This is a genomic window from Flavobacteriales bacterium, assembly GCA_021739695.1.
Lineage (GTDB): Bacteria > Bacteroidota > Bacteroidia > UBA10329 > UBA10329 > UBA10329.
The window spans coordinates 86705-111835 of record JAIPBM010000001.1 but is presented as its reverse complement, the minus strand read 5'-3'; the positions used below and the strand labels follow the sequence as shown (position 1 = coordinate 111835).

Annotated in this window: 25 protein-coding genes; 5 read left to right on the top strand and 20 right to left on the bottom strand. The window is 42.1% G+C overall.

What is annotated here, in order from left to right; translation table 11 throughout:
- Nucleotides 1-4: 4 nt before the first annotated feature.
- From gmd to aspS, 17 genes are all read right to left on the bottom strand, one after another.
- Nucleotides 5-1099, bottom strand: a complete 1095-nt coding sequence (gmd, locus tag K9J17_00470; protein ID MCF8275178.1) for a GDP-mannose 4,6-dehydratase — start codon at nucleotides 1097-1099, stop codon at nucleotides 5-7.
- A gap of 194 nt (nucleotides 1100-1293) precedes the next feature.
- Nucleotides 1294-2403: an endo-1,4-beta-xylanase gene (locus K9J17_00465; GenBank protein MCF8275177.1), complete on the bottom strand. Its 1110-nt coding sequence runs from the start codon at nucleotides 2401-2403 to the stop codon at nucleotides 1294-1296.
- Between the two features lie 81 nt (nucleotides 2404-2484).
- Complete coding sequence (locus K9J17_00460) at nucleotides 2485-3258, bottom strand: WecB/TagA/CpsF family glycosyltransferase (GenBank protein MCF8275176.1); 774 nt, start codon at nucleotides 3256-3258, stop codon at nucleotides 2485-2487.
- Nucleotides 3227-3910, bottom strand: coding sequence for a DUF115 domain-containing protein (locus tag K9J17_00455; GenBank protein MCF8275175.1), 684 nt, complete (start codon nucleotides 3908-3910; stop codon nucleotides 3227-3229). The genes K9J17_00460 and K9J17_00455 overlap by 32 nt, the downstream gene beginning before the upstream one ends.
- Nucleotides 3911-4195: 285 nt before the next feature.
- Complete coding sequence (locus K9J17_00450; GenBank protein ID MCF8275174.1) at nucleotides 4196-5491, bottom strand: hypothetical protein; 1296 nt, start codon at nucleotides 5489-5491, stop codon at nucleotides 4196-4198.
- 23 nt (nucleotides 5492-5514) lie between these two features.
- Nucleotides 5515-6414 carry a glycosyltransferase gene (locus K9J17_00445; GenBank protein MCF8275173.1) on the bottom strand — a complete coding sequence of 300 codons (900 nt, stop codon included), beginning with the start codon at nucleotides 6412-6414 and terminating at the stop codon, nucleotides 5515-5517.
- 13 nt (nucleotides 6415-6427) lie between these two features.
- Nucleotides 6428-7315, bottom strand: coding sequence for a sulfotransferase domain-containing protein (locus K9J17_00440; protein ID MCF8275172.1), 888 nt, complete (start codon nucleotides 7313-7315; stop codon nucleotides 6428-6430).
- 9 nt (nucleotides 7316-7324) lie between these two features.
- Entirely contained in the window at nucleotides 7325-8152 is an 828-nt protein-coding gene (locus tag K9J17_00435) for a DUF115 domain-containing protein (GenBank protein MCF8275171.1), read from the bottom strand.
- Between the two features lie 8 nt (nucleotides 8153-8160).
- On the bottom strand, nucleotides 8161-9243 hold the full coding sequence (locus tag K9J17_00430; GenBank protein ID MCF8275170.1) for an NAD(P)-dependent oxidoreductase: 1083 nt from the start codon (nucleotides 9241-9243) through the stop codon (nucleotides 8161-8163).
- Nucleotides 9240-10208: a Gfo/Idh/MocA family oxidoreductase gene (locus K9J17_00425; protein ID MCF8275169.1), complete on the bottom strand. Its 969-nt coding sequence runs from the start codon at nucleotides 10206-10208 to the stop codon at nucleotides 9240-9242. The genes K9J17_00430 and K9J17_00425 overlap by 4 nt, the downstream gene beginning before the upstream one ends.
- Nucleotides 10205-11641 carry a hypothetical protein gene (locus K9J17_00420; GenBank protein ID MCF8275168.1) on the bottom strand — a complete coding sequence of 479 codons (1437 nt, stop codon included), beginning with the start codon at nucleotides 11639-11641 and terminating at the stop codon, nucleotides 10205-10207. Before K9J17_00420 ends, K9J17_00425 begins: the two co-directional genes overlap by 4 nt.
- Before the next feature lie 20 nt (nucleotides 11642-11661).
- Nucleotides 11662-12399 carry an SDR family oxidoreductase gene (locus K9J17_00415; protein ID MCF8275167.1) on the bottom strand — a complete coding sequence of 246 codons (738 nt, stop codon included), beginning with the start codon at nucleotides 12397-12399 and terminating at the stop codon, nucleotides 11662-11664.
- 3 nt (nucleotides 12400-12402) lie between these two features.
- Complete coding sequence (locus K9J17_00410) at nucleotides 12403-13335, bottom strand: phosphoglycerate dehydrogenase (GenBank protein MCF8275166.1); 933 nt, start codon at nucleotides 13333-13335, stop codon at nucleotides 12403-12405.
- 4 nt (nucleotides 13336-13339) lie between these two features.
- Nucleotides 13340-14020, bottom strand: a complete 681-nt coding sequence (locus tag K9J17_00405; protein MCF8275165.1) for an acylneuraminate cytidylyltransferase family protein — start codon at nucleotides 14018-14020, stop codon at nucleotides 13340-13342.
- Nucleotides 14017-14808 (bottom strand): MBL fold metallo-hydrolase, encoded by a 792-nt coding sequence (locus K9J17_00400; GenBank protein MCF8275164.1) that lies wholly within the window; start codon nucleotides 14806-14808, stop codon nucleotides 14017-14019. The genes K9J17_00405 and K9J17_00400 overlap by 4 nt, the downstream gene beginning before the upstream one ends.
- Nucleotides 14805-15689, bottom strand: a complete 885-nt coding sequence (locus tag K9J17_00395) for a glycosyltransferase (GenBank protein ID MCF8275163.1) — start codon at nucleotides 15687-15689, stop codon at nucleotides 14805-14807. The genes K9J17_00400 and K9J17_00395 overlap by 4 nt, the downstream gene beginning before the upstream one ends.
- 54 nt (nucleotides 15690-15743) lie before the next feature.
- The gene (gene aspS / locus K9J17_00390) at nucleotides 15744-17495 is read right to left on the bottom strand and encodes an aspartate--tRNA ligase (protein ID MCF8275162.1); all 1752 of its coding nucleotides are present in this window, start codon (nucleotides 17493-17495) and stop codon (nucleotides 15744-15746) included.
- A 156-nt stretch (nucleotides 17496-17651) separates the two neighbouring features.
- Between aspS and K9J17_00385 the strand changes: the two genes are divergently transcribed.
- Nucleotides 17652-18098 carry a nucleoside deaminase gene (locus K9J17_00385; GenBank protein ID MCF8275161.1) on the top strand — a complete coding sequence of 149 codons (447 nt, stop codon included), beginning with the start codon at nucleotides 17652-17654 and terminating at the stop codon, nucleotides 18096-18098.
- Between the two features lie 91 nt (nucleotides 18099-18189).
- On the opposite strand, the gene glmS is transcribed toward K9J17_00385, so the two are convergent.
- The 3 genes from glmS to K9J17_00370 form a co-directional block, all read right to left on the bottom strand.
- Nucleotides 18190-20034: a glutamine--fructose-6-phosphate transaminase (isomerizing) gene (gene glmS / locus K9J17_00380; protein ID MCF8275160.1), complete on the bottom strand. Its 1845-nt coding sequence runs from the start codon at nucleotides 20032-20034 to the stop codon at nucleotides 18190-18192.
- Between the two features lie 4 nt (nucleotides 20035-20038).
- Nucleotides 20039-21346, bottom strand: coding sequence for a DUF4270 domain-containing protein (locus K9J17_00375; protein MCF8275159.1), 1308 nt, complete (start codon nucleotides 21344-21346; stop codon nucleotides 20039-20041).
- A gap of 75 nt (nucleotides 21347-21421) precedes the next feature.
- A complete protein-coding gene (locus K9J17_00370) occupies nucleotides 21422-22252 on the bottom strand; it encodes a glycogen/starch synthase (protein MCF8275158.1) in 831 nt (276 codons plus the stop codon).
- 146 nt (nucleotides 22253-22398) lie between these two features.
- Here K9J17_00370 and panC point away from each other — a divergent pair, with 146 nt between their 5' ends.
- Genes panC through K9J17_00350 form a run of 4 tightly spaced genes read left to right on the top strand, consistent with a single transcriptional unit; the run spans nucleotide 22399 to nucleotide 25124 of the window.
- Nucleotides 22399-23256: a pantoate--beta-alanine ligase gene (gene panC / locus K9J17_00365; GenBank protein ID MCF8275157.1), complete on the top strand. Its 858-nt coding sequence runs from the start codon at nucleotides 22399-22401 to the stop codon at nucleotides 23254-23256.
- 15 nt (nucleotides 23257-23271) lie between these two features.
- A complete protein-coding gene (locus K9J17_00360) occupies nucleotides 23272-23622 on the top strand; it encodes an aspartate 1-decarboxylase (GenBank protein ID MCF8275156.1) in 351 nt (116 codons plus the stop codon).
- Nucleotides 23623-23633: 11 nt separating this feature from the next.
- Nucleotides 23634-24644: a flippase-like domain-containing protein gene (locus K9J17_00355; protein MCF8275155.1), complete on the top strand. Its 1011-nt coding sequence runs from the start codon at nucleotides 23634-23636 to the stop codon at nucleotides 24642-24644.
- Nucleotides 24645-24683: 39 nt separating this feature from the next.
- Nucleotides 24684-25124, top strand: a complete 441-nt coding sequence (locus tag K9J17_00350; protein ID MCF8275154.1) for a hypothetical protein — start codon at nucleotides 24684-24686, stop codon at nucleotides 25122-25124.
- The last annotated feature ends 7 nt before the right edge of the window (nucleotides 25125-25131 follow it).

The following is a 25131-nucleotide window of genomic DNA, read 5'->3' as shown; positions in this document are numbered from 1 at the left end:
TCGGCTAGGTATTCAATTTTGAACGAATTTCTGCTTTGGCCAAATTTAGGTCGGCCTGCATCATTTCGGCAACAAGTAATTCAAGATTATATTCTGGAAACCACTTTAATTCTTTATGAGCTTTAGAAGCATCTCCTTTCAGGTCACCTGTTTCAGTAGGTCTAAAATAATTTGGGTCTACTTTCATTACCAATTGTCCTACGCGCAGAGGAAGGGTTGCATTTTCGCTTTTGGCGATAACCCCAACTTCTTCTTTCCCTTTTCCTTGAAACTCTAGTGTAACCCCAACCTCGCTGAAGGCCAAGGTGAGGAAGTCTCTGATACTTGTGCAAATCCCCGTGGCAATTACATAATCTTTAGCCTCTTCCTGCTGAAGCATAAGAAACATGGCGTTTACATAGTCTTTGGCATGACCCCAATCTCTTTTTGCATCCAAATTACCGAGATAGAGAATTTCGGATGAACCTAGAGCAATTCTAGCCACAGCCCGTGTGATTTTTCTTGTAACAAATGTTTCTCCTCTCCGTGGAGATTCATGGTTGAAAAGGATTCCATTACACGCGTACATACCGTAAGCTTCACGATAGTTCACAATTGTCCAATACGCATAGAGTTTTGCAATGGCGTAAGGAGAACGTGGATAAAAAGCTGTTTTTTCATTTTGTGGGCTTTCGATAGTAAGGCCAAAAAGTTCAGACGTAGAGGCCTGATAAATTTTTGTCTTCTTGCTTAAACCTAACAATCTTACTGCTTCTAGAAGTCGTACGGTTGCCAAACCATCTACATTGGCGGTATATTCTGGCAAATCGAAACTTACCTTGACATGTGACATGGCTCCAAGGTTGTAGATTTCATCGGGCTCTACGTCTTTGATGATTTTTGCCAAGTTCATCGAATCAGAAAGTTCTCCATAATGTAACTTAAACCGTACATCTTCTTGATGAAGATCTTGATACAGATGGTCAATTCTTTCTGTATTAAACAGAGAAGCTCTTCTTTTTATGCCGTGCACTTCATAGCCCTTACTGAGTAATAACTCGGAGAGGTAGGCACCATCCTGTCCTGTTATACCTGTAATAAGCGCCTTTTTGTGTGTCATTTCTTATGGGAATCAGTAGGTGGTGCTAAATTTTCGACCTAATTTAATGGCGTTTTATTATAGTCTCAATGCCAAAAAATAAACTCTCCCATAATTAGCATATAATACTCAATTGGGCGAATTTGAAGGTGCCAAATGCTTTAATTTTTGGCCGAAGCGAAGGAACTCCTGAGGAGAGTATTTCAAAACTGTTGTTATTTCATAAAGTCTAAGATTGCCTGGTATGCTTTCTTTGGCTTTAGGTTTTGGTCAAATAAGAGAGGGTATGATTTGAAATTTTCTGTATCTCTCCAACTGTGTCTATCTGATACATTCCAAAAAGTTACTCCATCGATATGTCGGTTATATTCCCTGAAGACTCTAAATAGCATGTTATAAGTCTCGGCTTGGCGAGTTTCCTGCTCCTCAGTCATTGGCTTGATGCTACCATGTTGTTTTTTCATGTCCTCTTTTGATAGGACTGAAATATCAAGTTCTGTAATTTGAACCTTCAGCCCCAAAGAGCAAACTTCTTCTAGGACTTCTCTTAATTGTGATTCTGTAGGCTCATATATTGACCAGTGACCCTGTATGCCAATCCCATGTATAGGAACGCCTTCGTTTTTTAACGATTTAACTAACGCACATATTTTTTTTCGTTTGTCCTCCTGAAGAAACCCATTTTCATTGTAGTAAAGTCTAGCATTTGGGTCAGCGTCATGAGCAAACTTGAAAGCGGTTGCAATGTAACCGTTACCACATATTTTTTGAAATCGCGAAGGCTCAATGAACTCCGAGTCTTTGTTGGAGATAGCTTCGTTTACCACATCCCAAGCATAAACCTGTCCCTTGTAACGCGATACAACATCTGTGATATGCGTTTCGAGCCGTGCAAGCAGTTGTTCTTTAGAAAGTTCCTTTCCCAATCTGTCAACGAAAAACCATTCTGGAATCCGGTCATGCCAGCATAGGGTATGTCCTCTCAGCAATAGTCCGTTCTTTTGGGCGAATTCTGCAATGTTATCTGCCGGAAGCCAGTTATAATCTGTGGCGCTTTTCCGAAGATGGTGCATCTTCATGCGGTTTTCAGCGGTAATACTTGAGAATTCCTGTTTGATGAGTTCCCCTTCGTCATTCTGTAGAGACCAAGGTTCTACAGCAACGCCAATAGGGAAATAATCTTCATATGCCTCTTTTAAGCAACAATGAATAGTTGTGTTTGGGGTGGTTTTAACTTCCTTTGACGAGGGTTTGATACTACGCGTTGTACAACTCGATTGAAGCACCATGCTAAGCAGTCCATATAGAATCAATTTATGGTTCACAGGATGTTTAGTCGATTTAATGAATGCAGGGCAAAGAAATTAGAATGTGTAATGGCTATTGGTGAATTGGTCTTAAAACTATCACAGTCTCCTTCTAGTTCGAAAAACAATGTTGATGAAATATTGGGGAATGCCAAAAAAGTACCGCTTACCAAGCCTTATAGGCTCCAAATATATTCTAAATAACCATTCAGACTTCAATCTGCGCACCCATTTAGGAGCTCGCTTTATAGAGTCTGACATATTATCAAGAACTGCCCCTCCAGCAAAAATCACTTTTACTGTACCCAAGTCCTTTGAGCACGAATCAGCCCATTTTTCCTGAAGAGGAACTCCAAGCCCGAGAACCACAATGTCTGCTTTAAAATCATTTATCGTCTGAACTGTCATCTTACTCATTATTGGCAGTGAATAGCCATCAAGCCCTGAGATGACAAGGTTGGGGTAGATGCGCTTGTACTTAGAAAGTAACGCCTTTAGCACCTCGGGTTTAGCTCCGAAGAAGAAAACCCTAAGAGGTTTGTTCCTGATGTGGTGTATATAATCTGGGATGAAATCGGTTCCCACTAAATTCTCCTTGAATTTGAACCCATGAAACCAAGCTCCTATATCAACTCCAATACCATCATTAAGCACATAATCTGCTCTATGGAGTGTCTCTAGATAGCTTGTGTCGCTAAATGCTTGATTAACACAATGGGCATTGAGGAAGTAAACAAGTTTTGGGCATCCTTCTTTAGAACATGCCTCATCCAGTTCATCAAAAACCCGTGTTTTGCATCTTACGTCAATTGGTACTCCCTTGATGTCCCTCCTATGTTGCTCAGTATACACTTTCTGTGCTGATTTTTTCAAACACCTCGCATTTGCCTCCAATTGTAGCATCAACTATTTGTCTACCATTGGTTTCAAATTCGTTCCTTGCAATAGAATAAGACAACTCAGATTTTACAAGATCCGGAATTATCCACTTCATACCTTTTGGGAAATAATTGGGGTCGAAATGGCTCTCGTCTTTCTCCTCTTTTCTAATTTCAGCCTTTCCAGCAATTCCTTTTTCTTTAAATGAGTGATCCATACCAAGTATCACTACCTTATGGAATCCCATGTAGTACGCCAATTGTAAACAAACATATGTAACTGTACCTCCTGAATTTGCCGGTAAGGTCATGTCTTTTTGAAAAAATGGGACAATGTCAAAGGATTCTTTTAAGTATATCCCATTGGGTATCTCATTGCGTGTTCTCCAATTAATGAAAATAGGGATCGATAGATTTTGAAAATCTTCGCTGAATCTTTCCAATACGGTTTCCTCAATGCAAACAAGGTAGTTTGGAGTGTAGCCTAATTCACTAAACTTGATGTAGAATCGATTCATACACATTACGGTCCTACCTTTTAGCGCCTTGAGGTCTGTTTTTTTTATAGATGGTCCGTTGGCCAACAGATAGAGCGTCTCTCCTAGGTGTTTATTCCTATAGTCTCGAATTTTGTTCTTATTGTCCATGGATTTTTTTGAGAAACGCCATGCCAGTGAATGCGGAAATTCAATAAACCGCCTCTTTGCGGCCCCAAAGATTCGCTGTGGATTAAGCCTTCGATAATCAAACATTTATTATTGTGAATTCGTGCTAATATCTCCCTTTTGCCAATCTGAAAAGGCAAAGATAATCAGACAGTTAAGACAAAATCAGTGGTTTGGGTTTAATTTCTTTAACCGAACAACCTCACAACTTATGTTTGTTCGGTAACTTCAGGATAATCTAGATGATTACAAGGGAACCTTACAGTTTTATGCGTAACTGTTTTTACGTTTCGCATTAATGCTCAGAAAATGCGCAAGGAAAAACAGTAGAGTAAGAATTCTGATTTTATGTGCGCTGTAGAATCCGAAAAAAGTTTCGGTGACACCTATCAAATTCCAATATACGAGCACTGCTAGAATTAATGTGCTAAGCCCATAATAGCTACCTGAAGCCACCTTTAACCAATGGATCAACCTATACTGCAACGTAACGAGAACTACTAACCCGAAATAGCCGAAATCAAATAGCACCGAGAAAAATGTGTTGTGCGGAGTGACTAAAGCCGCATTATCTCCCCACTCCGAAAACCACCCACTCCACTCAAAAGATGCTCCAGAAGCGTAGTGTCCAAATTGGCCATAACCGAATAGATGGACGAGCTTGAAATCAAGGAATTCCTTCATTGAAATAAACCAGATTATGCTCCGGGAATTTGCTGATTGGAGGTCAGATGATGTTCGCGCTATAAAGGAAGCTTCGGGGATTTGAGTCAAAATTGTCAGTATTAGAAGAAGTGTTGGGGCACCTAGAAGCATAATCACAGGAACGAGCTTACTGCCGCCAAACCATTCCCCTCTTTTGCCCCAAAACTTAAACCCTCCATAAATGAGGAATGGATAGAGCATGGCTGATCGGGTGTCAAGTACAAACAGGGTTGTGATTGAGACACCAATCCCCATCAACATCAATATCCGATAACGGTTAAAATACTCTAGCATGAATAAGCTGATTAGTAGCAAGAGCCCGACTATTGCCCCGTAGGTGTTGAAAGAAGGAGCAAAAGGAAAACTGGCTCGGTCAATATCGATTCCAATGGATGAGAGCATCACTGCCTTACCGATATCCATTCCTTCAGCACTTTCGGATTTTAATCCAACGGCAAACCCAAGTAGATTGATTACGAGAAGTAAGAAAATAGGAATGTAAATGGACCAAACTAAAAACCGATGACAATTGGCGGGACTAGGGTTGTAGAGGTGTCTTTTTGCTGTTTGAACAAAGCCAACTGCCAACGAGATATACACTAATACTTCAAAAGTATTGAACAGCCAACTTTTATCTGGCGAATTATCGCGTATGACTCCAATAACCAACATCGCCATCGTAAGTAGTAAAATCCCTGGCGTTGAGTATTTAATGTTACGAACCTTCCGGTGACCCATGTTTAATAGAACTAAGCCAATCGTTAGGACTCCAGGAATTAGTCGCACCACCATGTTGTCCTGAAAATACTTCTCAGGACTAATTAAAACGACAAGGAAAATGAAAGCGAATCTTTTCATACCAGCTATGCGCCTTCTTTAGACTACTTGCTCTGCAAATACTTAATGTATGTGTAGATGAAGATTAGCTTTCCGATTGGCTTCATTTTGGAACTGAATACAACCAGTAAAACTCGCAAAATAGAGTTCAACTTTCCTTTTTCATCAAGTGTGCGTGTTTCACCATAGCATTCACACAGTTGTTTGAAATATGCTTTTTGTTGAAGGTCAAACTTTTGCTTAAATTCTTTATCCTTCAACTTGTCAGAGTCATTAACTCCATGAACGCGGTATTGCCCCAGCTTCCTAGGAATAGTTTCCACGGTTCCATGAAAAATGGCAAGACGTGTAAGCCTTAAATCCGGCCAAAGAAAATCCAATTCATCGCGTTTGAGGGGTAGAACGTTTTCAAGAAATGACCGTTTGAAAGCCAATGCACTAGTTTGCGAGAAAAAAAAATCAAGCCGACCAATAAAGAAAATGGCATGAAGATGATCAATTCCGTACACGAACGGACGCTTTTCCAGTTTTAAAGCCATCCCATTACCGTCCATCATTTGGAATTGATGCTGAACGGCAACGGCATTCGGGCAATGTGAGAATTTACTAACAACATCACTTACTTTATTAGGTTCGAATAGGTCATCACTATCAAGTAGAAAAATGATGTCCCCAGTTGAGACTTCAAACGCATGTTCGATAGCCTGTAGTTGATGCCAAGAAGGGTACTTCCCAAGGTCCTTGACATCATTTGTTAGGATTGACACGGTCTTTCCGTAACTCTTTAGAACATTAAGTGAATCATCAGTAGAACCATCATCATACGCGATAATTTCTATGGGCCCATCATAGGTTTGAGACAAAACTGAATTTATTGCGGCACCTATGTATTCCCCGTAATTGTAATTGTTAATCAGTACAGAAACTGTTGTTTTTCTTACCACGGGAATAGATTTCTTATAAGTAACCCATTTGTCTCATTTCCTCGCCTAACTCATTTTCAATGAAGGCTCTGCTCTCTGCTGTAAGGTGGTTTTTCCAATCACCAATTATTCCTTTCCTGTAAAAGCTCTTTTCATCCTGTTGACCGGCACTCCGCCCCTTGGTGTAGGATTTAAAAGAGTTTTTCTTAACAATATACCTGGTGTAAAATGTGGGGCTCCTAACTCCTAAATGTTTGAAGCAATTTGCTAAGGTTTTTTCGCAATTGGTCTTAAGGTCTTCGTAACGAATTACCAGCACGTTACAACCCGTCTCCTTTGCGCGTATGGCTGTCATAAGGTCATCATGGGTCTTGTAGTTCAGTATGTGGTTTTGTACAAAGCGGAAATCTACTTTGTCAGTTTCGTATTCAGAAAATTCACCGACCTCATTTGGAGAAAGCTTTTTGTTATGAAACGCCAATGACACAATCATATCCCGTGGGTCTCTTACCATGAAGATGATAGGTGCCTTCGGGAAAATCTTTGTTAAAGTTGGAATGTGTTGTCGCGGAGTCTTATCTCCAAATGTGATAGCAGTGGGTTTAGGACAGTCATAAATGAGTTTCTTCTGAGCTGCTGACTTGATAAGGTTATTTTCCCTTTCATGATAAAACGTCTGTGCTTGAGAATGGAGAAAGAATTCATCATCATTAAAGAAAGTCACCTTCTTATCCTGATGAGTCAGGTTGTTCTCGTTGATGTCACAATGGATTAGAATGTGCGAACTAAGCATTCTTCCAAGCCAAGTTGTACCACATTTGCTTCTGCCTGTTACAAAAAAGAGTCTTCTATCCAGGTTAGCACCTGTTAGGAAAATCCTGAGCCTATTAATAAAAACGCCAACTTTTCTTTTCGTTGTCATCTAAGAATCTTACTTCACTACTTTAGTAAGTGGCTGAGACGAATTGAACAGGTTATTGTAATCGACTCTTTCAAAAACCTCTAACATACCCCCAGAGGTGGCGTTTTGGATTTTTCTCCCCGCTTTCTCAAATGCTTTTTTTGCTCCTCTATAAGATTGCTCCATTCGGTCGGTTTTAGGATCGTGCCAACGCAAACCCTTACCAAAATACCCTGGTACAAAATGATTAGGGTCGTCTTCTGTAGAGGTTATGTTCGCACCTTCGATTTTTGCAGATTCAGGAATAACATAGGAATGGTCAAATCCAATAAGGTAAACCTCCGTAAACCCCATAAAATAAGCTAGCTGCATACATAGGTACGAGACGGTACCACCAAAATAAGTGGTAACTGCCGCATTTGTGGAAAAACTGGGAGGGGTGTCATTTTTCGGATAAGTCACTAAGAAGTTAACGAATAGCGTCTTCTCATCTGGAGTAATGCAATGCTTTACATAATTGGGAAAGAATTTCAAGCTTTCCTTGTATTTGTTTATTTCATCGGCACGGTCCTCAGCCACAAAGTGATCTTCAACAGCATAGTATGTTGGGTAGAAGCCCATTTTATCATGGTTAAGATAAATTGCATTTGTCCCAAATGTGTACTCGTTCTGAAGACGCTTGAGGTCTAGCTTATTTAAACTCGGGCCATTTCCAATTATGAAACACCGTTTGCCTGCATGTTTATTTTCCAGACCCTTTAGGGTTTGATCGTTGGGCGTAAGTGGAAATACATTGTACGACCACCAATACCTAGGATTTGACAATGACCTTCTCTTTCGTGAAATCTTATCTAACATGAGATAATTTAATAGAGAACCTTAATGTCTTCAACCCAATCTTTGACTACATTCCAAGATTGCTCTTGATTAACTTCAGGCTTCCAACCTTCAACGGTGGAACTTTCAAAACGAATGTCAGAACCCATAATCTCAAAGAATACTTCCATTCCCGCAACATCATCCTTTCGTGGTGAAAAAACATTTTCTTTCTCCATTTTCAATATGATGTTGGTTGGAAGTCTTGATACCAACGACCTCATAACCGAACCTGCCATTCTGCTTTTATACAGATCTTTAAACATGCGTTTGGGAGAATTGCTTTTAATCTGGGTTACCACATCTTGGTAAACCGATTTATTCTCGGAAATACTAGGTGGGTTATATAGATACTCGACCGGCATGTCAACCAAATCGCTGAACTTTCTAAGCCAATGTGACCATTTGACATTACTAAATTCAGCTAAGTGATGAAAATGAGTGTGACTCCCCAAATTATTTTCAGATGCCAAAAATCGCAAGTAGCTAGAAACATTTGCCACATCAGTCGTATTCGAGAATCCATCTTTCTGATATACAGCGGTTGGTAGCCCATATAATATGTTATTCAACAACGGCACCGTCCAGTTCTTAGAACTAGGCCCCCAAACGTTGCCCAGTCTCACTATGTGAACTTCATTCCTACTGAACTGCTTTCGCAACGCGTTTTCAAAATAAATTTTGCTTTCGACATATTGGTAATCCCTTCGGGATTCTATAACCTCAGCCCTTATCGGATGACTCAGATCGAAACCAAATACAGCCAGCGTAGATGTGTGAATGACTTTTGTAGATTCGTGTGATAATTTCTTTATCACCTCTATTAGCCCATCATTGAGTTGCTTAATCTGATATGACTTGTCTCCAGTTGGGAAAGCCAAATTAATGACCACATCGAACTTTTCGGTTTGATTGCTTACCTGATGAAAAAGTATATTGTTAATAGATTTTCCGTTCAACATGAACAGACCGTTGCCTCTGGTAATGGTGGTGGGAACAATACCCATCTGGTTCAAATCAGAAATCAGCACCTGCCCTACAAACCCTGCAGCTCCTATTACCGCTATCTTCATTGTTGCCCTTCTATGTTACTTAGTTGTTCTAATACGTTGGTGAGATTGTAAAATTTAGCGGCATCAAAATGGTGGTCATTCACCTGATAAAGTATTTGTTGGTATTGTTTAAAGAAGCCTTCAATTGCTGAATGTGTATTTCCTAACGATCTGACAATGGTCTTATGGCCGTTATCCAGTTTAACAAAATTGCCAGGTGCGATTGGAACAATAATCTTTCCTTTTTCAAAAGTGTAAACAATTTGATTTGCCAAGATTTGATAACGGGATAGATGTAAACTTACATCAATAGATTCTGCTTGATCTAGCAATTTCAAGGCAAGTTCTGCACTCACTTCATGAGCTGGTTCTTCCTTGTCTTTTTTTATTGAGAGGACCTGAACTCCTAAATTACTCACATCATCCAATCCAGCCATGAACAAAGCCATGTCTATTGTATGAGAGCCAGTATCAAGAATAACTCCTCCCAATGAATCAGTTGCAAAATAGTCCGACTTGGCTTTCCATGTAAACCGCCCACCTTCTGACACATTAATATGCTTCAATCTTCCGTATCCCACTGATTTAATCAGGCTCTTAGCCAAAAGTACGGAAGGGAAGGCTCTCCGAAAATGAGCAACATATAATTTACTGTTCTTTTCTTTTGATTTCAGTATCAGCTCGCTTGCAAGTGTTGCGCTTGGTACGAAAGGTTTTTCACATATTACGGTTTTACCAGCATCTAAAGCTTGCTTAGCCAGTACAAAATGCGAGGAGGGTGGCGTACAGACTATTACGATGTCAGATTTCTGAATTAAAGAGTCCGTGTCAAGTACTGTGGCTCCCACAATGCTGGCAAGCCTGTTAGCTTGTTCAACGTTCATGTCTGCAAGGTAAGCAAGCTTAAACCCAGCGAAATTGGGAAAGACCTTAAGATAGAAACTCTCTGTAACAGCCCCGCACCCGATAATTCCAATCAATTTCATGCGCAAATGTATAAGAATATTAGTACGTAAATAGTCATTAAAAGCAAAGGCGGAGCAAGTGCTTTTTTCTCAAACTCCCAAAAACCAATATTCATGGATTCAAGAGAGTATTTAGCCGCCATCCATGAATAAAACCCTAAATATCCAGTTAACATTCCCAAAGGAAAGGCATAAACACCAACCCAGTTCAAAAGAAGACTTGAACTTACAATAAATATGAAACCAGATATCCCATCAGCTATATGCGATATAACGTGATTTGTGGTCAAATATAATTGCATGTGCATAGCACCGTATCTGTGAGCAAGAAAGGCGATTGATAATAGGAACCAAAGGAGCGGGTCTGCAAATTCAACATTGCTGTTAAGAATCGTAAGCAATGGACGTCCGAGAAATGCCAACAAAATAACAAATAGAACAAACACCAAATAGGATAACAGCATCCCTTTCTGCGCATCAGTAATCAACTTGTCTATTTGTCCCTTTGCTCTTGTCCTGACCAAGAATGGAATCTTGCTGTAGAAAGGGGCGTTTGACACGCGTTTGACTTCCGTAATAATCCTAAGTGCTAGCAAGTAAGATGCAAGCATTTCAGAGCTTGCCATTTGAGCGTATAATACACCTGTCAAATTTGTCAAACCATTTGACATTAAACCTGAAATACCACCTCTCCAGGCCGGTTTCCAAACTTTTTTAAAAAATGACAATTCAAAAGGATGATTTGCGAATTTGGATAGTTTACCATCATAAACCCTGACAGCGAGCATTCGGTTTCTGACGGTGTTTGTTACTATCCAAAAGGAGTTTACTGCAACAAGATTTAGTAGAGATGGTGAATACAAAAGAACACCAATATTGCTCAATATGTTCAACACTTTAAAAACCGTTTCAACCCTTCTGACCAACGCGATTTTAAAAAGCCCCTCTAAGTAGTTTGAGTAGATTTTCCCATAGAAATCAACTGTTGTTGCGGCAATCAATATTCCCCATGCTAACCAAGCAAATTGTTGATCATTGACCTGAGAGATTGGGCGTTTAAGCGCCAGTGTGCCAAAAATGGCCAAACAGATGAACGCTGTAGAGGCGACAGCTATATAAATGACCTTCATAGTACTGAAAAGCTTACTGACCAACTCCCAATTCTCAGCGCCAGTATTACTTTGAGGATTTGCATGCTTTTTTATAACCAGAACATCTCTTGCTCCCCCCAACGCCATGGCGATTAACCTAATGAACGTTGAACTGAAACCGAAATCAGCTAAACCACCCATTGATATAATGCTGGCAAATAAATACCAGACGGCAACCTCTTCCGTCTGGAACTGGGTAAGCACCAAAGGCAAAACGAAGAGTAGGCTTCCGGATTTCGCGAAATAACTAAACCAAGTAGTTATCGTAGGAGATTCCCAAGCACGTTTAAAGAGATTTTTCATCTACTCCAAGATTGCGCTAATTATGATGGATCATGCAACCGTTTACTGATGCCTCCATCCACTTCAAGGTTTGCACCGGTCAGGAATTTGCATTTATCAGAGGAAAGGAACAGGCATAGTTCTGCAATTTCTTCTGGTTGGCCAATTCGGTTTATCGGATGGTAGCTTTTTAGCAGGTTGTAACCAGCTTCATCATCTTTAAAACCCTCTTTCAACATTTCGGTTTCTACAGCTGCTGGGCTAATACAATTTACTCGAACCCGATCTTTTAAATCGATTGATAGGGCTTGAGTAAGACCCACCAAGCCAGCCTTGCTTGTGGCATAAGCAACAAATCGTGGTTTGGTTTGCTTTGCATGAATACTCCCTATATTGATGATGCAACCACCATTCAGCTCCAGCATAGGAACGAAAAACTTAGAAAGAACAAAAGGAGCGCTAAGGTTAACATTCAGCGTTTTGCGCCAAGCTTCGTGTGTCAACTCATCAATAGGTGCTAATATCTGTGCTGCCGAATTATTTATGAGAACATCTAGCCTACCAATCTCTTTGGAATAGGTTTTTGCCCAGGCCTCAAAATAGGTGGCGTCTTCTACTAAGCGGTCGAGGTCAATAGCGTAGTTTTTATCAACGTACTGGTGATTTGGTTCTGAGCGACTTACACCCACAACATAAAAACCATTTTCTTTATAGATTTTGGCAATTGAGCTTCCGATTCCACCAGAGGCTCCAGTGATAAGAACTACTTTTTTCTCCATAATTTAAACCTTGAGGAATCCAAATAGTAGCGAGATAGCTTTATGGCTTGCTCTCATTACGGCATCTTTGGTGTTCGAACCATTGTGAGTTCCAAAAATGGCTTTATCATACGTTCGTAGTTTTGAATCTTGCGGTAAAGGCTCAACTTCAAACACATCCAATCCTACAGAGTGAACTTTCCCGCTTTCAATTGCATTAATCAGCGCATTCTCGTCAATGATTGGGCCTCTTGATACATTCACAATTCTCACATCATTTTTCATCAGAGAAAGAGTTTCCTGATTAATCATGTGCTTGGTGTGTTGGTTAAGGGCACAAGTAGTAACCACAAAATCACAGGCACCAAGTCCGTTTGGCCATGTGTCAAAACCGTAACGCACGAGGTCCTCTGATCGTTTTTCGGCAAGTGGATCATAAACATGGACGAACATATCGAAGGCGTGAAGACGCTTTGCAACAGCTTTCCCAATATCTCCGAATCCTACCAATGCAACGTGTTTCCCTGTCAATGATATGCCAGCAGGCTTTGGCCATTGGTTATTCCGTACACCCCTGTCTATGGCATAAGTTTCGCGCGCAAGACCAATTACATAAGAAACGGCAATATCAGCCACTTCTGCTCCGAACATGTTTGGAGTGTTTATGATTGGAATGCCGAGTTTTTCGCAGGCTTTGAAATCGACATTGTCAACGCCAACTCCCCATTTTACCGCAGCCTTAAGGTTTCCTTTTTTGCCAGCTTCAAACACTCTTTCGGTAGCGGGGTCGTCACCGATTATCCAACCGTCAACACCAGGAAGTATTTCCATCAGTTGTTCTTCAGAAAGTGTTTGCACTACATTCGGAGCAATCAACTCAATGCCTTTTTCTGCAAATTGATCTCTGAATTCGTCTATCATTCCCAACATGGGGGGACATGTGACAAGAACTTTCATTTTCTTAACCGTTTAAAAGTGATTTTTTAACCAATTCTGCTAGTTTCCAACTTTGAGCATCATCAATGTCGATAGACTCGAAGCGTGGTGTTTCAAACAACATTGGTTTCTTACCTATACGTGCATTTGTTTGTTCGAAAGCTTTGTTTGAGAATACGTACAAGCAAGAATTTTCCTCAAACCAAGCTTCTAGATCCTGTGTTCTGAGAAGCACATTTGGGTCGTGATTCACTGCACTTCCATCCTCGCGATAAAAGCGGGTCTGTTGTTTCGTTACAGAGAATAGACTATCGAATCCTGCTGCCAATCCTTTTTGGTACTCTTCTATTGCCTTTGCAAAGGTGTTTGCAGAGATATTTGGGTTGGTTGTATGCGTCATGAGGTAAGATTCGGACGCAACGTTTTTGATGTCGTCTTCAATAACCCTGTTCATGGAAACAAAATCGCCTTGAATTTCAATTGGTCGGTCGCGGATAATAATGCGATCAGTTTCAACAAGGCCGTTGTCAGCTAAGATGTGCCGCGCGTCTGTATTGATGATTACTTTTTCGATTTCGTCAACCGCCAAAAGCGCTTCCAACACCCATTTGAACAATGGTTTTCCAGCAAAATTTTTGAAATTTTTTCCTACTACGCGCTCACTGTTTGCCTTCATTGGCAACAACGCAACTGTTTTATACGTCATAATAAATTGATTGAAATTGATTTATCTATCTCCAACCATTTCAGGTTGAAATCATATTGTCCTTTCTCATAAAGTAGATTCAACTCGTCTGGATCGGTTGAATTCGGTTCAAAAGTATCCCAATGAGTTGGGATAAGGTTTTTAACCCGAAGTTCTTTGGCCCAAAGCAATGCCTCTTTTGGCGACATGTTGCCAATAATTCCTTCTCTATCTCTGAAGTGATTTTGCTCATTGATTGGAAGAAATGCCCAATCGATTGTTTTGGTTGACAGCCTTTCCGTTATTATTTCGTGTGGTATAGTGTCTCCAGCATGATAGAGAACAATGTCACCGAATCTGATCAGGTAACCTAAAAACTTGGAATTCCCATGTTCATTATACTCAAGCTTGGTGTGGGCAGATGGCAGAGCTACGATACTGATGTCTGTATCTCCTGTTTTTACACCTGAAGCATCGTCCGAAACATGGAAGGAAGTCGTATCAATATCGTTTTCCTTCAGTATATCAAGGCAGTTGTAGCTTCCGAAAATCCGCGCAGATGGATTGTTCAGAATGAGTGCATTGAGCGTCAGTGGGTCACAATGATCTTCGTGCGCATGGGTAATGAGAATGATGTCAATATCCATCAGTTCAGCGGGGGAAATAGCTGAGGGGCTCATTCGTTTCAAATGAACGCCATACTTGTCTGCAACGTATTCAGACAAATACGGGTCAATTAGAATTCGCGTATTCGCGTATTCCATCAGGTATCCCGTTTGTCCGAGAGCCGTTATGTTCAATCCTTTCATTTGGTTGGATAGAAGTAAGTCTCTTTTCTATGCTTTGACAGTTTGCGATGTTCATGATTTCCACGATACGAACCGTAGAATTGACAGGTACGGAAAGCCACGATGCTGAAAAAGTTTCCAAGTAACTTCTTCTGTTCCAAAGCCTTGGAAACATCTGAAAAAACGCCAGCCGTCACGTATCTCATAAAGTCCCAAATGGAAAGGTGAATCTCTGGCATGATTGCCTGGAGAGCAATTGCTTCTCGCTCATACCTGATCCTTACCTGCCTCCAACTTTCTTCGTGGATGTGATAAACAGCAGCCTTCGAACTATATGCAATCTTAAAACCTCGATTGCACATTTCTTTAGACCAATACATGTCTTCAAGTCCAGTCAATTCTTCATCGAAAGGTAATTCCTTCCAAAGCGATTTTCGAATAGCGGAGTTAGCATTGTTGCTAAAAAATCCTTCCTGCGGTATCTTGTCATATTCTGGAAAATACTTGGCAAATATCTGATGCTCACTGAACTTGGTGTCATCTGTTCCTATCTGACGACCATAGCTCATAGCAATCTCAGGATTTTCAAAAGGTTTGACCAAATTGACAATCCATTGATTATTCTCTGGAATACAATGACCAGAAATAAAAATGAGGTAATCGCCTTTAGCCGCATTGCAGCCAAAGTTTAAGGAGCGTCCGAATGTAAAGTCGCTCTTTTTAATATTGACCAAGGTTACTCCGAATGAGTTGGCAATCTGTAAGGTCTTATCGGTTGAACCAGAATCGACCATGACAATCTCAATAGTATGAAGCGATTTCTGATCGCTAACGGCCCGTAGCAACTCATAAAGATGTTTTTCTTCGTTGTAGGTTCTGATAACTACACTTACTACTGCCATTTTTTATTTTCTGAGTGTTCTACTCGGTAAAGCAACATGCATTTTCTTGTTTGGTTATTTAAGTGCAGTGGTTCTAATCCCCAACTCCTTTAACTGCTCCTCCGAAATCACCGATGGTGAATCGATCATCACGTCTCGTCCTGCATTGTTTTTGGGGAATGCGATGAAGTCTCTAATGTCTTTTTGACCTCCGAAGATGGCCGAAAGGCGGTCAAATCCGAAAGCAAGACCACCATGTGGCGGTGCTCCGAATTCGAAGGCATCCATCAGGAATCCGAATTGGTTCTTAGCCTCTTCTTCGGTGAATCCGAGCAGATCGAACATGTGTTTTTGCTGACCTCTATCGTGAATACGGATGGACCCTCCACCTATCTCTGTTCCGTTGATGACCATATCGTAGGCATTGGCACGAACCTTCCCTGGCTCTTTTTCCATCAGATGCAGATCTTCTGGTTTGGCCGAGGTGAACGGATGATGCATAGCATGGAAACGATTGGTTTCCTCGTCCCATTCCAATAATGGGAAGTTGACCACCCACAGTGGGGCAAACACTGCGGGGTCCATCAGGCCTTGCATGGCTGCCACGTGAAGACGTAACTCTGAGAGTTGCTTTCTCACTTTCTCCTCCATTCCGGCCATCACGAACATCAGGTCGCCTGCCTCAGAACTTAGGGCACAACTCCAATCGGCTAGTTTGTCTTCTGCAAAAAACTTATCGACAGAACTCTTCAAGGTTCCGTCATCGTTGTGACGGCAATAGATGAGGCCCGTGGCTCCGATCTGTGGTCGTTTCACGAATTCGGTCAGTTCATCGATCTGCTTTCTAGTGAAAACGTTTCCGCCTTTCACGTTGATGCCAACCACCAACTCAGCATTATCGAATACTCCGAAACCTTGTCCTTTGGCAACTTCGTTCAGTTCTACGAATTGCATTCCGAAGCGGATATCCGGCTTGTCTGAACCATAAAGGCGCATGGCATCGGCATATTCCATACGTGGAAATTGCTCCAATTCAATCCCTTTTACGGTTTTGAACAGGTGACGGGTCAGGCCTTCGAACATGTTCAGAATGTCTTCCTGCTCTACAAAAGCCATTTCACAATCTAGCTGTGTGAATTCTGGCTGACGGTCCGCTCTTAAATCTTCATCGCGGAAGCAACGAACGATCTGATAGTATTTATCGAAACCCGAAACCATCAGCAATTGCTTAAAGGTCTGTGGGCTTTGCGGTAGGGCGTAGAATTGTCCTGCGTTCATGCGTGATGGCACTACGAAATCGCGTGCTCCTTCGGGAGTGCTTTTGATGAGGTAAGGCGTTTCCACTTCCAGAAAGCCATGTTCATCCATGTATTTCCGTGTTTCGATGGAAAGACGGTGACGCAACTCCAGGTTCTTGCGCATTTTCCCTCTGCGAAGGTCTAAGTAGCGGTATTTCATCCGGATCTCCTCGCCACCATCTGTATTGTCTTCGATGGTAAAAGGAGGCGTTTTGGCTGAGTTCAGCACTTCCAATTTGTTGACGATGATTTCTACATCGCCTGTAAGCATGTTCTTGTTCTTGCTTTCGCGCTCGGCCACGTTTCCGGTTACCTTGATCACGAATTCGCGACCCAGAGAACGTGCTTGCATGCAGAGTTCCTTATTCACGTCAAGATTGAAGGCCAATTGCGTGATGCCGTATCTATCGCGGAGGTCGATAAAGGTCATTCCGCCAAGGTCGCGGCCACGTTGGACCCAACCGCTTAATGTCACTTCAGAACCGATGTGTTCTGCCCTTAATTCTCCGCAAGTATGTGAACGATGCATTGTGCTTGATTTTCAGGGCGCGAAGGTACGTTCTTTCGAAAAGAAAGAAATTCGAAAAAAGGAAATTCGAAAAAAGTATCTCTATGAGCGGGATGGTTTCAATACTCAATCGTATGATGGCTGTGTTCTGACGTCTAAAATCTTTTCCTTTAGCGCATGGAGTTAAGTGTGTTTTCTGACGAGCATTTTATGAAGGAGGCCTTGAAAGAGGCGCACAAGGCATTTGAACGGGACGAAGTGCCTGTGGGCGTGGTGGTGGTGGCCAACAAACGTGTGATTGCCCGAACTCATAATCTGACAGAAGCATTGAATGATGTGACGGCCCATGCCGAAATGCAGGCCATTACCTCAGCGGCCGATTACATTGGTGGCAAATACCTGAAAGGCTGCACCGTTTATGTAACGCTCGAACCCTGTGTGATGTGTGCCGGAGCCTTGTTCTGGAGCCAGGCCGATGCGGTTGTCTATGGTGCCAGCGATGAAAAGCGCGGCTTCTCTACTGTTGGCAACCTCCTTCACCCCAAAACGAAGTTGAAGAGTGGTGTAATGGCTGATGATTGTGCCGATCTGCTCAGGCTGTTCTTTCAGAAGAAGAGGAAATAGGATTAATTCCGGTCTCACTAAACCCCTCTGAACTTAGGAATGCACCGTTTTGGTCGGTAAACTTGTGTTTAAAAGCCTTGTTTGATTCAGACTATTCTACAGTAACCGATTTGGCCAAATTCCGAGGTTGATCAACATTACATCCGCGCATCACCGCAATGTAATACGATAATAATTGAAGGGGAACTGAAGCGAGAATCGGAACCAATTCCTCCTCCGTATCTGGTATTTCAATTACGTGATCGGCCAATTCTGCTGCTGATGTATCTCCTTTGGTAACTACAACAATGATTTTTCCTTTTCGGGCTTTCACTTCCTGAATGTTGCTGATCACCTTCTCATAAGAACCTTTGCTAGTGGCAATCACAACAACGGGCATTTCCTCATCAATAAGTGCAATTGGTCCGTGCTTCATTTCCGCGGCAGGATAACCTTCAGCATGGATGTAAGAGATCTCTTTGAGTTTCAGAGCACCTTCCAACGCAACAGGGAAATTGTAGCCTCTTCCGAGGTATAAAAAGTTGCGTGCATCTTTATATTGACAAGCAATGTATTTGACAAGATCTGCCGATTGAAGGGTCTCTTCTACCTGAGCGGGTATTTTTTCAAGAGCTGCAAGAATGCGATGAAATCGCGATTCAGGAATGGAACCTCTTTTATGTGCCAATCTCAACGCCATTAACAACAAAACAGTAACCTGAGATGTGAATGCCTTAGTTGAAGCTACACCAATTTCAGGACCAGCGTGCGTGTAAGAACCCGCATCGGTAACTCTTGAAATTGTAGAACCTACAACATTACAGACGCCAATGATTGTTGCTCCTTTCGATTTAGCCAATTCAAGAGCAGCAAGTGTATCTGCTGTTTCTCCAGATTGTGAAATGGCGATGACAACATCTTCCTCAGTAATGATAGGATTCCTATATCTGAACTCTGACGCATATTCCACTTCAACAGGAATTCGAGCTAGATCTTCAATCAAATACTCGCCTACAAGACCTGCATGCCAAGATGTTCCGCACGCCACAATAATGATGCGTTTGGCATTGGCCATTTTCTGTTCGTAGTCTATGATCCCACCCAAACTGACAGTGCCAGCGTTTACGTGATATCTACCGCGCATACTGTCAGATATTGAGCGCGGTTGTTCGAATATTTCTTTGAGCATGAAATGTTCGTATCCGCCTTTTTCCAACGCTTCCAGCTTCATCTCCAATTCATGGATGTATGGTGTGAACACCTCGTTTTCGATAGATCGTATTACCGGATCTTGGCCAACTCGTAGTTCAACTATCTGCTCGTCTTCTAAATAAACTACTTCTTTGGTATATTCGATAATCGGTGTAGCATCAGAAGCAAGGAAGAATTCCTTCTTATCTGCTCCAATTCCCACTACCATCGGACTTCCTTTTTTGGCTCCAATGATCACATTGGAATCCGTCTTATCTAAAACTGCAATGGCATAAGCTCCGACAACTTGCGTCAAGGCAACTCTCACGGCTTCTGCCAATTGGAGGTTTTCATTCGCCTGTACATCTTCTATCAAATGGATGAGCACTTCCGTGTCCGTATCACTTTTGAAAACATGTCCGCGTTTGGCCAATTCCTTTTTCAACGAGTCATAATTCTCGATGATTCCATTATGAATGATGGCCAATCGCTCATTACCGGAATAGTGAGGATGGGCGTTTACATCATTTGGCTCTCCATGGGTGGCCCAACGGGTATGACCAATTCCGATCGAACCCGAAATGTCCATGCCGGACGCAAATTTTTCCAGGTCAGATACTTTGCCTTTGCATTTGTAGACATTGAGCTGAGTGTTCAGCAGACAGATACCAGCACTGTCATAACCACGATATTCAAGCCGTTTAAGGCCTTTTATAAGAATTGGGTACGCTTCCTGTTTTCCGATGTAAGCAACAATTCCACACATGGCATTATTCTATAATGGTGTAAGTCATTCTTAGTTTTAGGGGTTTATCGGGATGGTTCGGACCATTGAAAACCCCTCTGCGAGCGTTAACGGCATTACCAGAATTGACCACATACAAGCCGTAATTAGGTTTTTCTGGATGATTGAGCACATATTGAACGTATCGCGCTATATTGAATACATACTCCTTATTCTCGGAATCGTAAACTCCACCGTAGTAATCGGTTCCTTCGAAGAAATCAGTTAGAATGGTTGAATTTCCACTTGAATCGATGCCGGTAATGCTCAACTTTTCAGGATAGCCGAATTCTGTAATAACACTTTCATCAATCGGAACTACAAGCTCTGCCTTGTTGATTGCCACAGCGCCCAATTGATTCAATTCGGTCAGGTATGGAATGTCAAGTTTCATCCGAAGACCCGCCATTGACTGAATGTAGAGCGTATTGGCGCCAGCAACGGTACTGTCGGCTACAGCAGTGGTAATTTCACTTGGAAACTCATGTTGAAAACGAGTATGAATACCATTCGGATTGACGATATTAAACATCATCTCCGTGGTGTCAGCCTCATCATGGTAGTACATTTCAAGTCTAGAATTCGTAGAAGCAATATTGAAATACAAGATAGAACCAAAACCATCAGGCATGGTTGATGCCAGTGACTTCACGCAAAGACCTTCAAATTCTTCCCAGAAAATATCGTCAGAAGCCAAATTTGTGGAGCGAAGAATTCTGTCTCCAAGATCTCGGTCTAGCGCAATCCGTAGAGATGGTGGCAGAGTATCTGCACCAGCTGGAACTTCAGAGTACAGGTCAGGACGGAAAGTTACATCGGCCAGCTGCGTTCCCAATGTAATGTCAGAGGTTGAATAATAGGTAGAATCACGCGTGTCATACAGATCCTGCGCAAGTTCATACACACCGAATCTCATTGTTCCTTTCAATTTGTCGATGCTTCCGTATGCCCCAAGATAAACGAGGTTCAGAATAATGGAATCGCACACAGCCTGTGAGCTGAATTCAGGATTCGTAGTTGGTAATTGGAATTGCCCGTAGAACGTTGATGTTACACGCCCAAATATAGGATCGCCAAAATCACCGATCAAATAAGTCCCAGATTGCAACCCAGATGTCTGAACAGAGTCATAGTATACCGTCCGAGCCTCAATGGAAAATGTCTCGTCCCATGCGATGGGCATTTTTTCCCCATCAGGTAGCACTTCAAGACCAATACCATCAGGTTCCTTGCACGCGTTTAACATTACCATGGCCATCAGGCCCAATAGCAAGTACTTTCTGATAAGATCCATGATTCTATAAAACAAGTAAGCGGAGGGTATAACCCTCCGCTTCAAAGATTATTATGCAAACTGTGAAAACAACTATTAATCAGCTAGCACTGACTCATTTGCCAATACTTCTGTGTAGAACTCAGAATACGCATCCAGATAATTGTCTTCATCCTTGAAACCAAGCATTGGCTTGTCTGCTCCTGTAATGGCAGCAGCCGCTTCAGGTGTAAGTTCTTCGTTTCCGATAATCACCGCATCAGCATATTTGATAGCAGCTTTTGTCAGACCCAAATATGTAGCATCTGCAAAGGCAGTAACGTCTTCATCCGTAAGCGTGTCGAATTTCACTTTCTCAGCCATTCTAGCATCCAACGATCCTTCAAAAGCATCATTATAAACCGAGTAAACGATTTTAGAATTCTCGAACAATGGGTCGTCTTTGTAGACAGTTTTGATCAGAAATGGTAAAAGAGCAGTCATCCAACCATGACAGTGAATAACGTTCGGTGCCCATCCAAGTTTCTTAACCGTTTCAATTACACCACGACAGAAAAAGATGGCGCGCTCATCATTATCAGTAAAGAACTTACCGTCTTTACCATTCATGAAGAATTTTCGCTGAAAATACTCTTCGTTGTCTATGAAGTAAACCTGCATTCTAGCAGGCTGAATGGAAGCAACTTTGATGATCAATGGATGATCCGTATCGTCAATGATCAGATTCATTCCTGAAAGACGAATCACTTCGTGCAATTGGTTTCTTCGTTCGTTGATGCAGCCGAAACGAGGCATGAATGTTCTTATTTCCCGACCCCTCTCTTGGGTTCCTTGCGGAAGATGCCTTCCTATTTTTCCTATGTGACTTTCTGGTAGATATGGTACAACTTCTTGGGATACGAACAGCACTCTCTCCTTTTGCGACATGTTTTTATTTTTTGGTGAAATAGGGTGCAAATTTACAAAGAAAATGCGCTGAATGCAAGTAATGACGCGGCTTTCAGAAAGTCTAGCATCCTCTTATACGATATTTTTCAGACATTTGCAAGCTTCCATTTTAGCGCCATCAAATAATGTCAAATCCCACCACGTTGGTGATTACCACTGCGGCAGAAATGTCAACTTTTTCGCGGCAAAAGAAAGTCGCTGGAGAAACGGTTGGGTTTGTTCCCACCATGGGGGCTTTACACGAGGGTCACATGGCGTTGGTCCGCGAGTCTAGAAAAAACAATGACGTGACGGTGGTATCCGTGTTTGTGAATCCGACACAATTCAATGAGACCTCAGATCTGGATAATTACCCGCGAACATTCGAAGCAGACCTTAAATTACTTTCCGAAGTAGGGGCAGATGTGATGTTCTTTCCGAATGCGTTGGAAATATATCCAACAAACGAAACCAAAACGTACGAGATGGATGGATTGGACCTGATGATGGAAGGTCCCAATAGACCAGGGCATTTCAATGGAGTGGTGCAGGTGGTCACACGTCTTTTTGACATTGTAATGCCCGACTCAGCTTACTTCGGTGAAAAGGATTTCCAGCAATTGGCCATCGTTAAATACATGTCAGACAAACTGGGTTATGCGACCAAAATCGTTGGATGCCCAACTACGCGCGAAGTGTCAGGTTTGGCAATGAGCTCGCGCAATGTGCGACTTTCCGAATCTGGAAAAGAGCGAGCGATAGCTATTAGTCGGAGTCTCAGAGAGATCAGATCTCACTTTGCAGAACAAGATTCAGCGTTGGATCTAGTGTTGTATGATGCAAGAAAATCGCTTAGTGAAAGTGAAGGGCTCGAACTTGAATATCTTGAATTGGTAGATCCTGTAACATTAGCTCAGGCCACGAACGATTCACTCCAAATTCAGGCTTGCGTTGCCGCTTGGATAGAAGGTGTTCGACTCATTGATAACATGCAAGTGAAATAACTAATTTTGCGGCCCATGCACATACAGGTATTAAAGAGCAAGATTCATAGGGTAACGGTCACTGAAGCCGACCTGAATTACATTGGAAGCATAACCATTGACCCCAATTTAATGGAGGCAGCCAATATCATTGAAGGAGAAAAGGTGCAGATCGTGAACATCAACAATGGCGAACGGTTGGAAACCTATGTCATTACCGGTGAACGGAATGCTGGAGGAATTTGCCTCAACGGACCTGCCGCCAGACGTGTAGCTGTCGGAGACATCATCATCATAATTAGTTATGGAACGATGGATTTCGAAGAGGCGAAAACGTTCAAACCGAACTTGGTTTTTCCAGATACGGCAACTAACCGACTCGTATAAACCTCGATTTTTTGAAGGAGAAGGTAGTCAACGTTCTTAAGGTGATCGTGCCTCTCAGTATTGGGGTTTACGTTATTTGGTATCAGTTCACTCAACTTTCGCAAGAGCAGATAGATCAGATTGTTGATTCTTTCGCCAACGCCAATTACTTCTGGGTTGGATTGAGCGTCACGTTTGGAATCCTCAGCCATTTTAGTCGAGCCTACAGATGGAAATACACCATGGAGCCGTTGGGGTATAAGACCAAATTCTTGAACAATTTCTTTGGCGTCATGATCGGTTATGTGGCCAATATTGTGCTGCCTAGGTTCGGAGAAGTCTGGCGATGCGTCATGGTGGCTCGTTATGAAAAAGTCTCGTTCGAGAAACTGTTTGGTACCGTTGTGGCTGAGCGAGTTGCTGATATGATCGTGCTGCTAATAATCGTGGCAACGGTTGTTGTCCTACAACTTTCCCGGTTGCAAGATGCACTTAGCGATCTGATGGCAGAGTTCATGAAGACCAACTCAATCTCTGAGCTTGTCATCAAATTGGCAGTTCTTGCTATTTGCGGCATTGTTGCGTCCGTCATAGGCTGGCGCATCATTTCGAAATCTGAAAACACATACATTTCTAAAATACGTGCTCTTATTCTAGGCTTGTTTGAAGGCGTAATGTCCATCGCCAAAATGGAAAAAAAATGGCCGTTCGTAGCTCACACAATTTTTATTTGGCTTATGTATTTGGCCATGTATTACATGCCATTCCTAGCATTACCTGAAACAAGTGGAGGGTCCATTTCGGCTGTATTGGCCTCATTCGTTATGGCCAGTTTCAGTATTGTGCTCGTCCAAGGCGGAATCGGAGTTTACCCAGTTGCCGTTGCTCAAACACTTGCACTCTACGGAATCGGATATGAGGCTGGATTCGCCATGGGATGGATTATTTGGGTGGCTCAGACCATTATGATCGTTTCGTTCGGAGTCGCATCATTGATCTTCATGCCGCTATACAATAGCCGCACGGAAAAATCGACACTTTAGATACTTGTACCTATATTTACTAACTGATTTTTTCGACCAATGAGAGCTACTCGTTTCTTTTCCGTTGTATTGTTTGTCGCTGTAAGCATGACTTTTAATTCATGCAGCAAAACCAATATTGGCAAACTCGAAGGTAGGTGGCAGTTGTTTTGGATCAACGACATCAGCGACCCAAATTATTACATTTGGAATTTTGAGGGAGGGGAATTAACCATTCTTGTTTATGACCCAAACAGTCCACTACCACAACCAACAGTTGGTGGTCGCGGTCAATACAAAACGACTTCTGAGTTTCTTGATGCGGTTGTTGAAATCTCTGGCATAACCCCATCAACGATGAATCCGAAGGTGATTTCTCAAGTGTCAAACGGTAAATGGACGATTGACAAGATTGACAATGACGTGATGCGCTTGGCGACCACAGATCAGGAAGGAAGCGGTGGTAGTTACGTTATCCGAGAATTCAGTAAAGCCGACTAATTCCCCA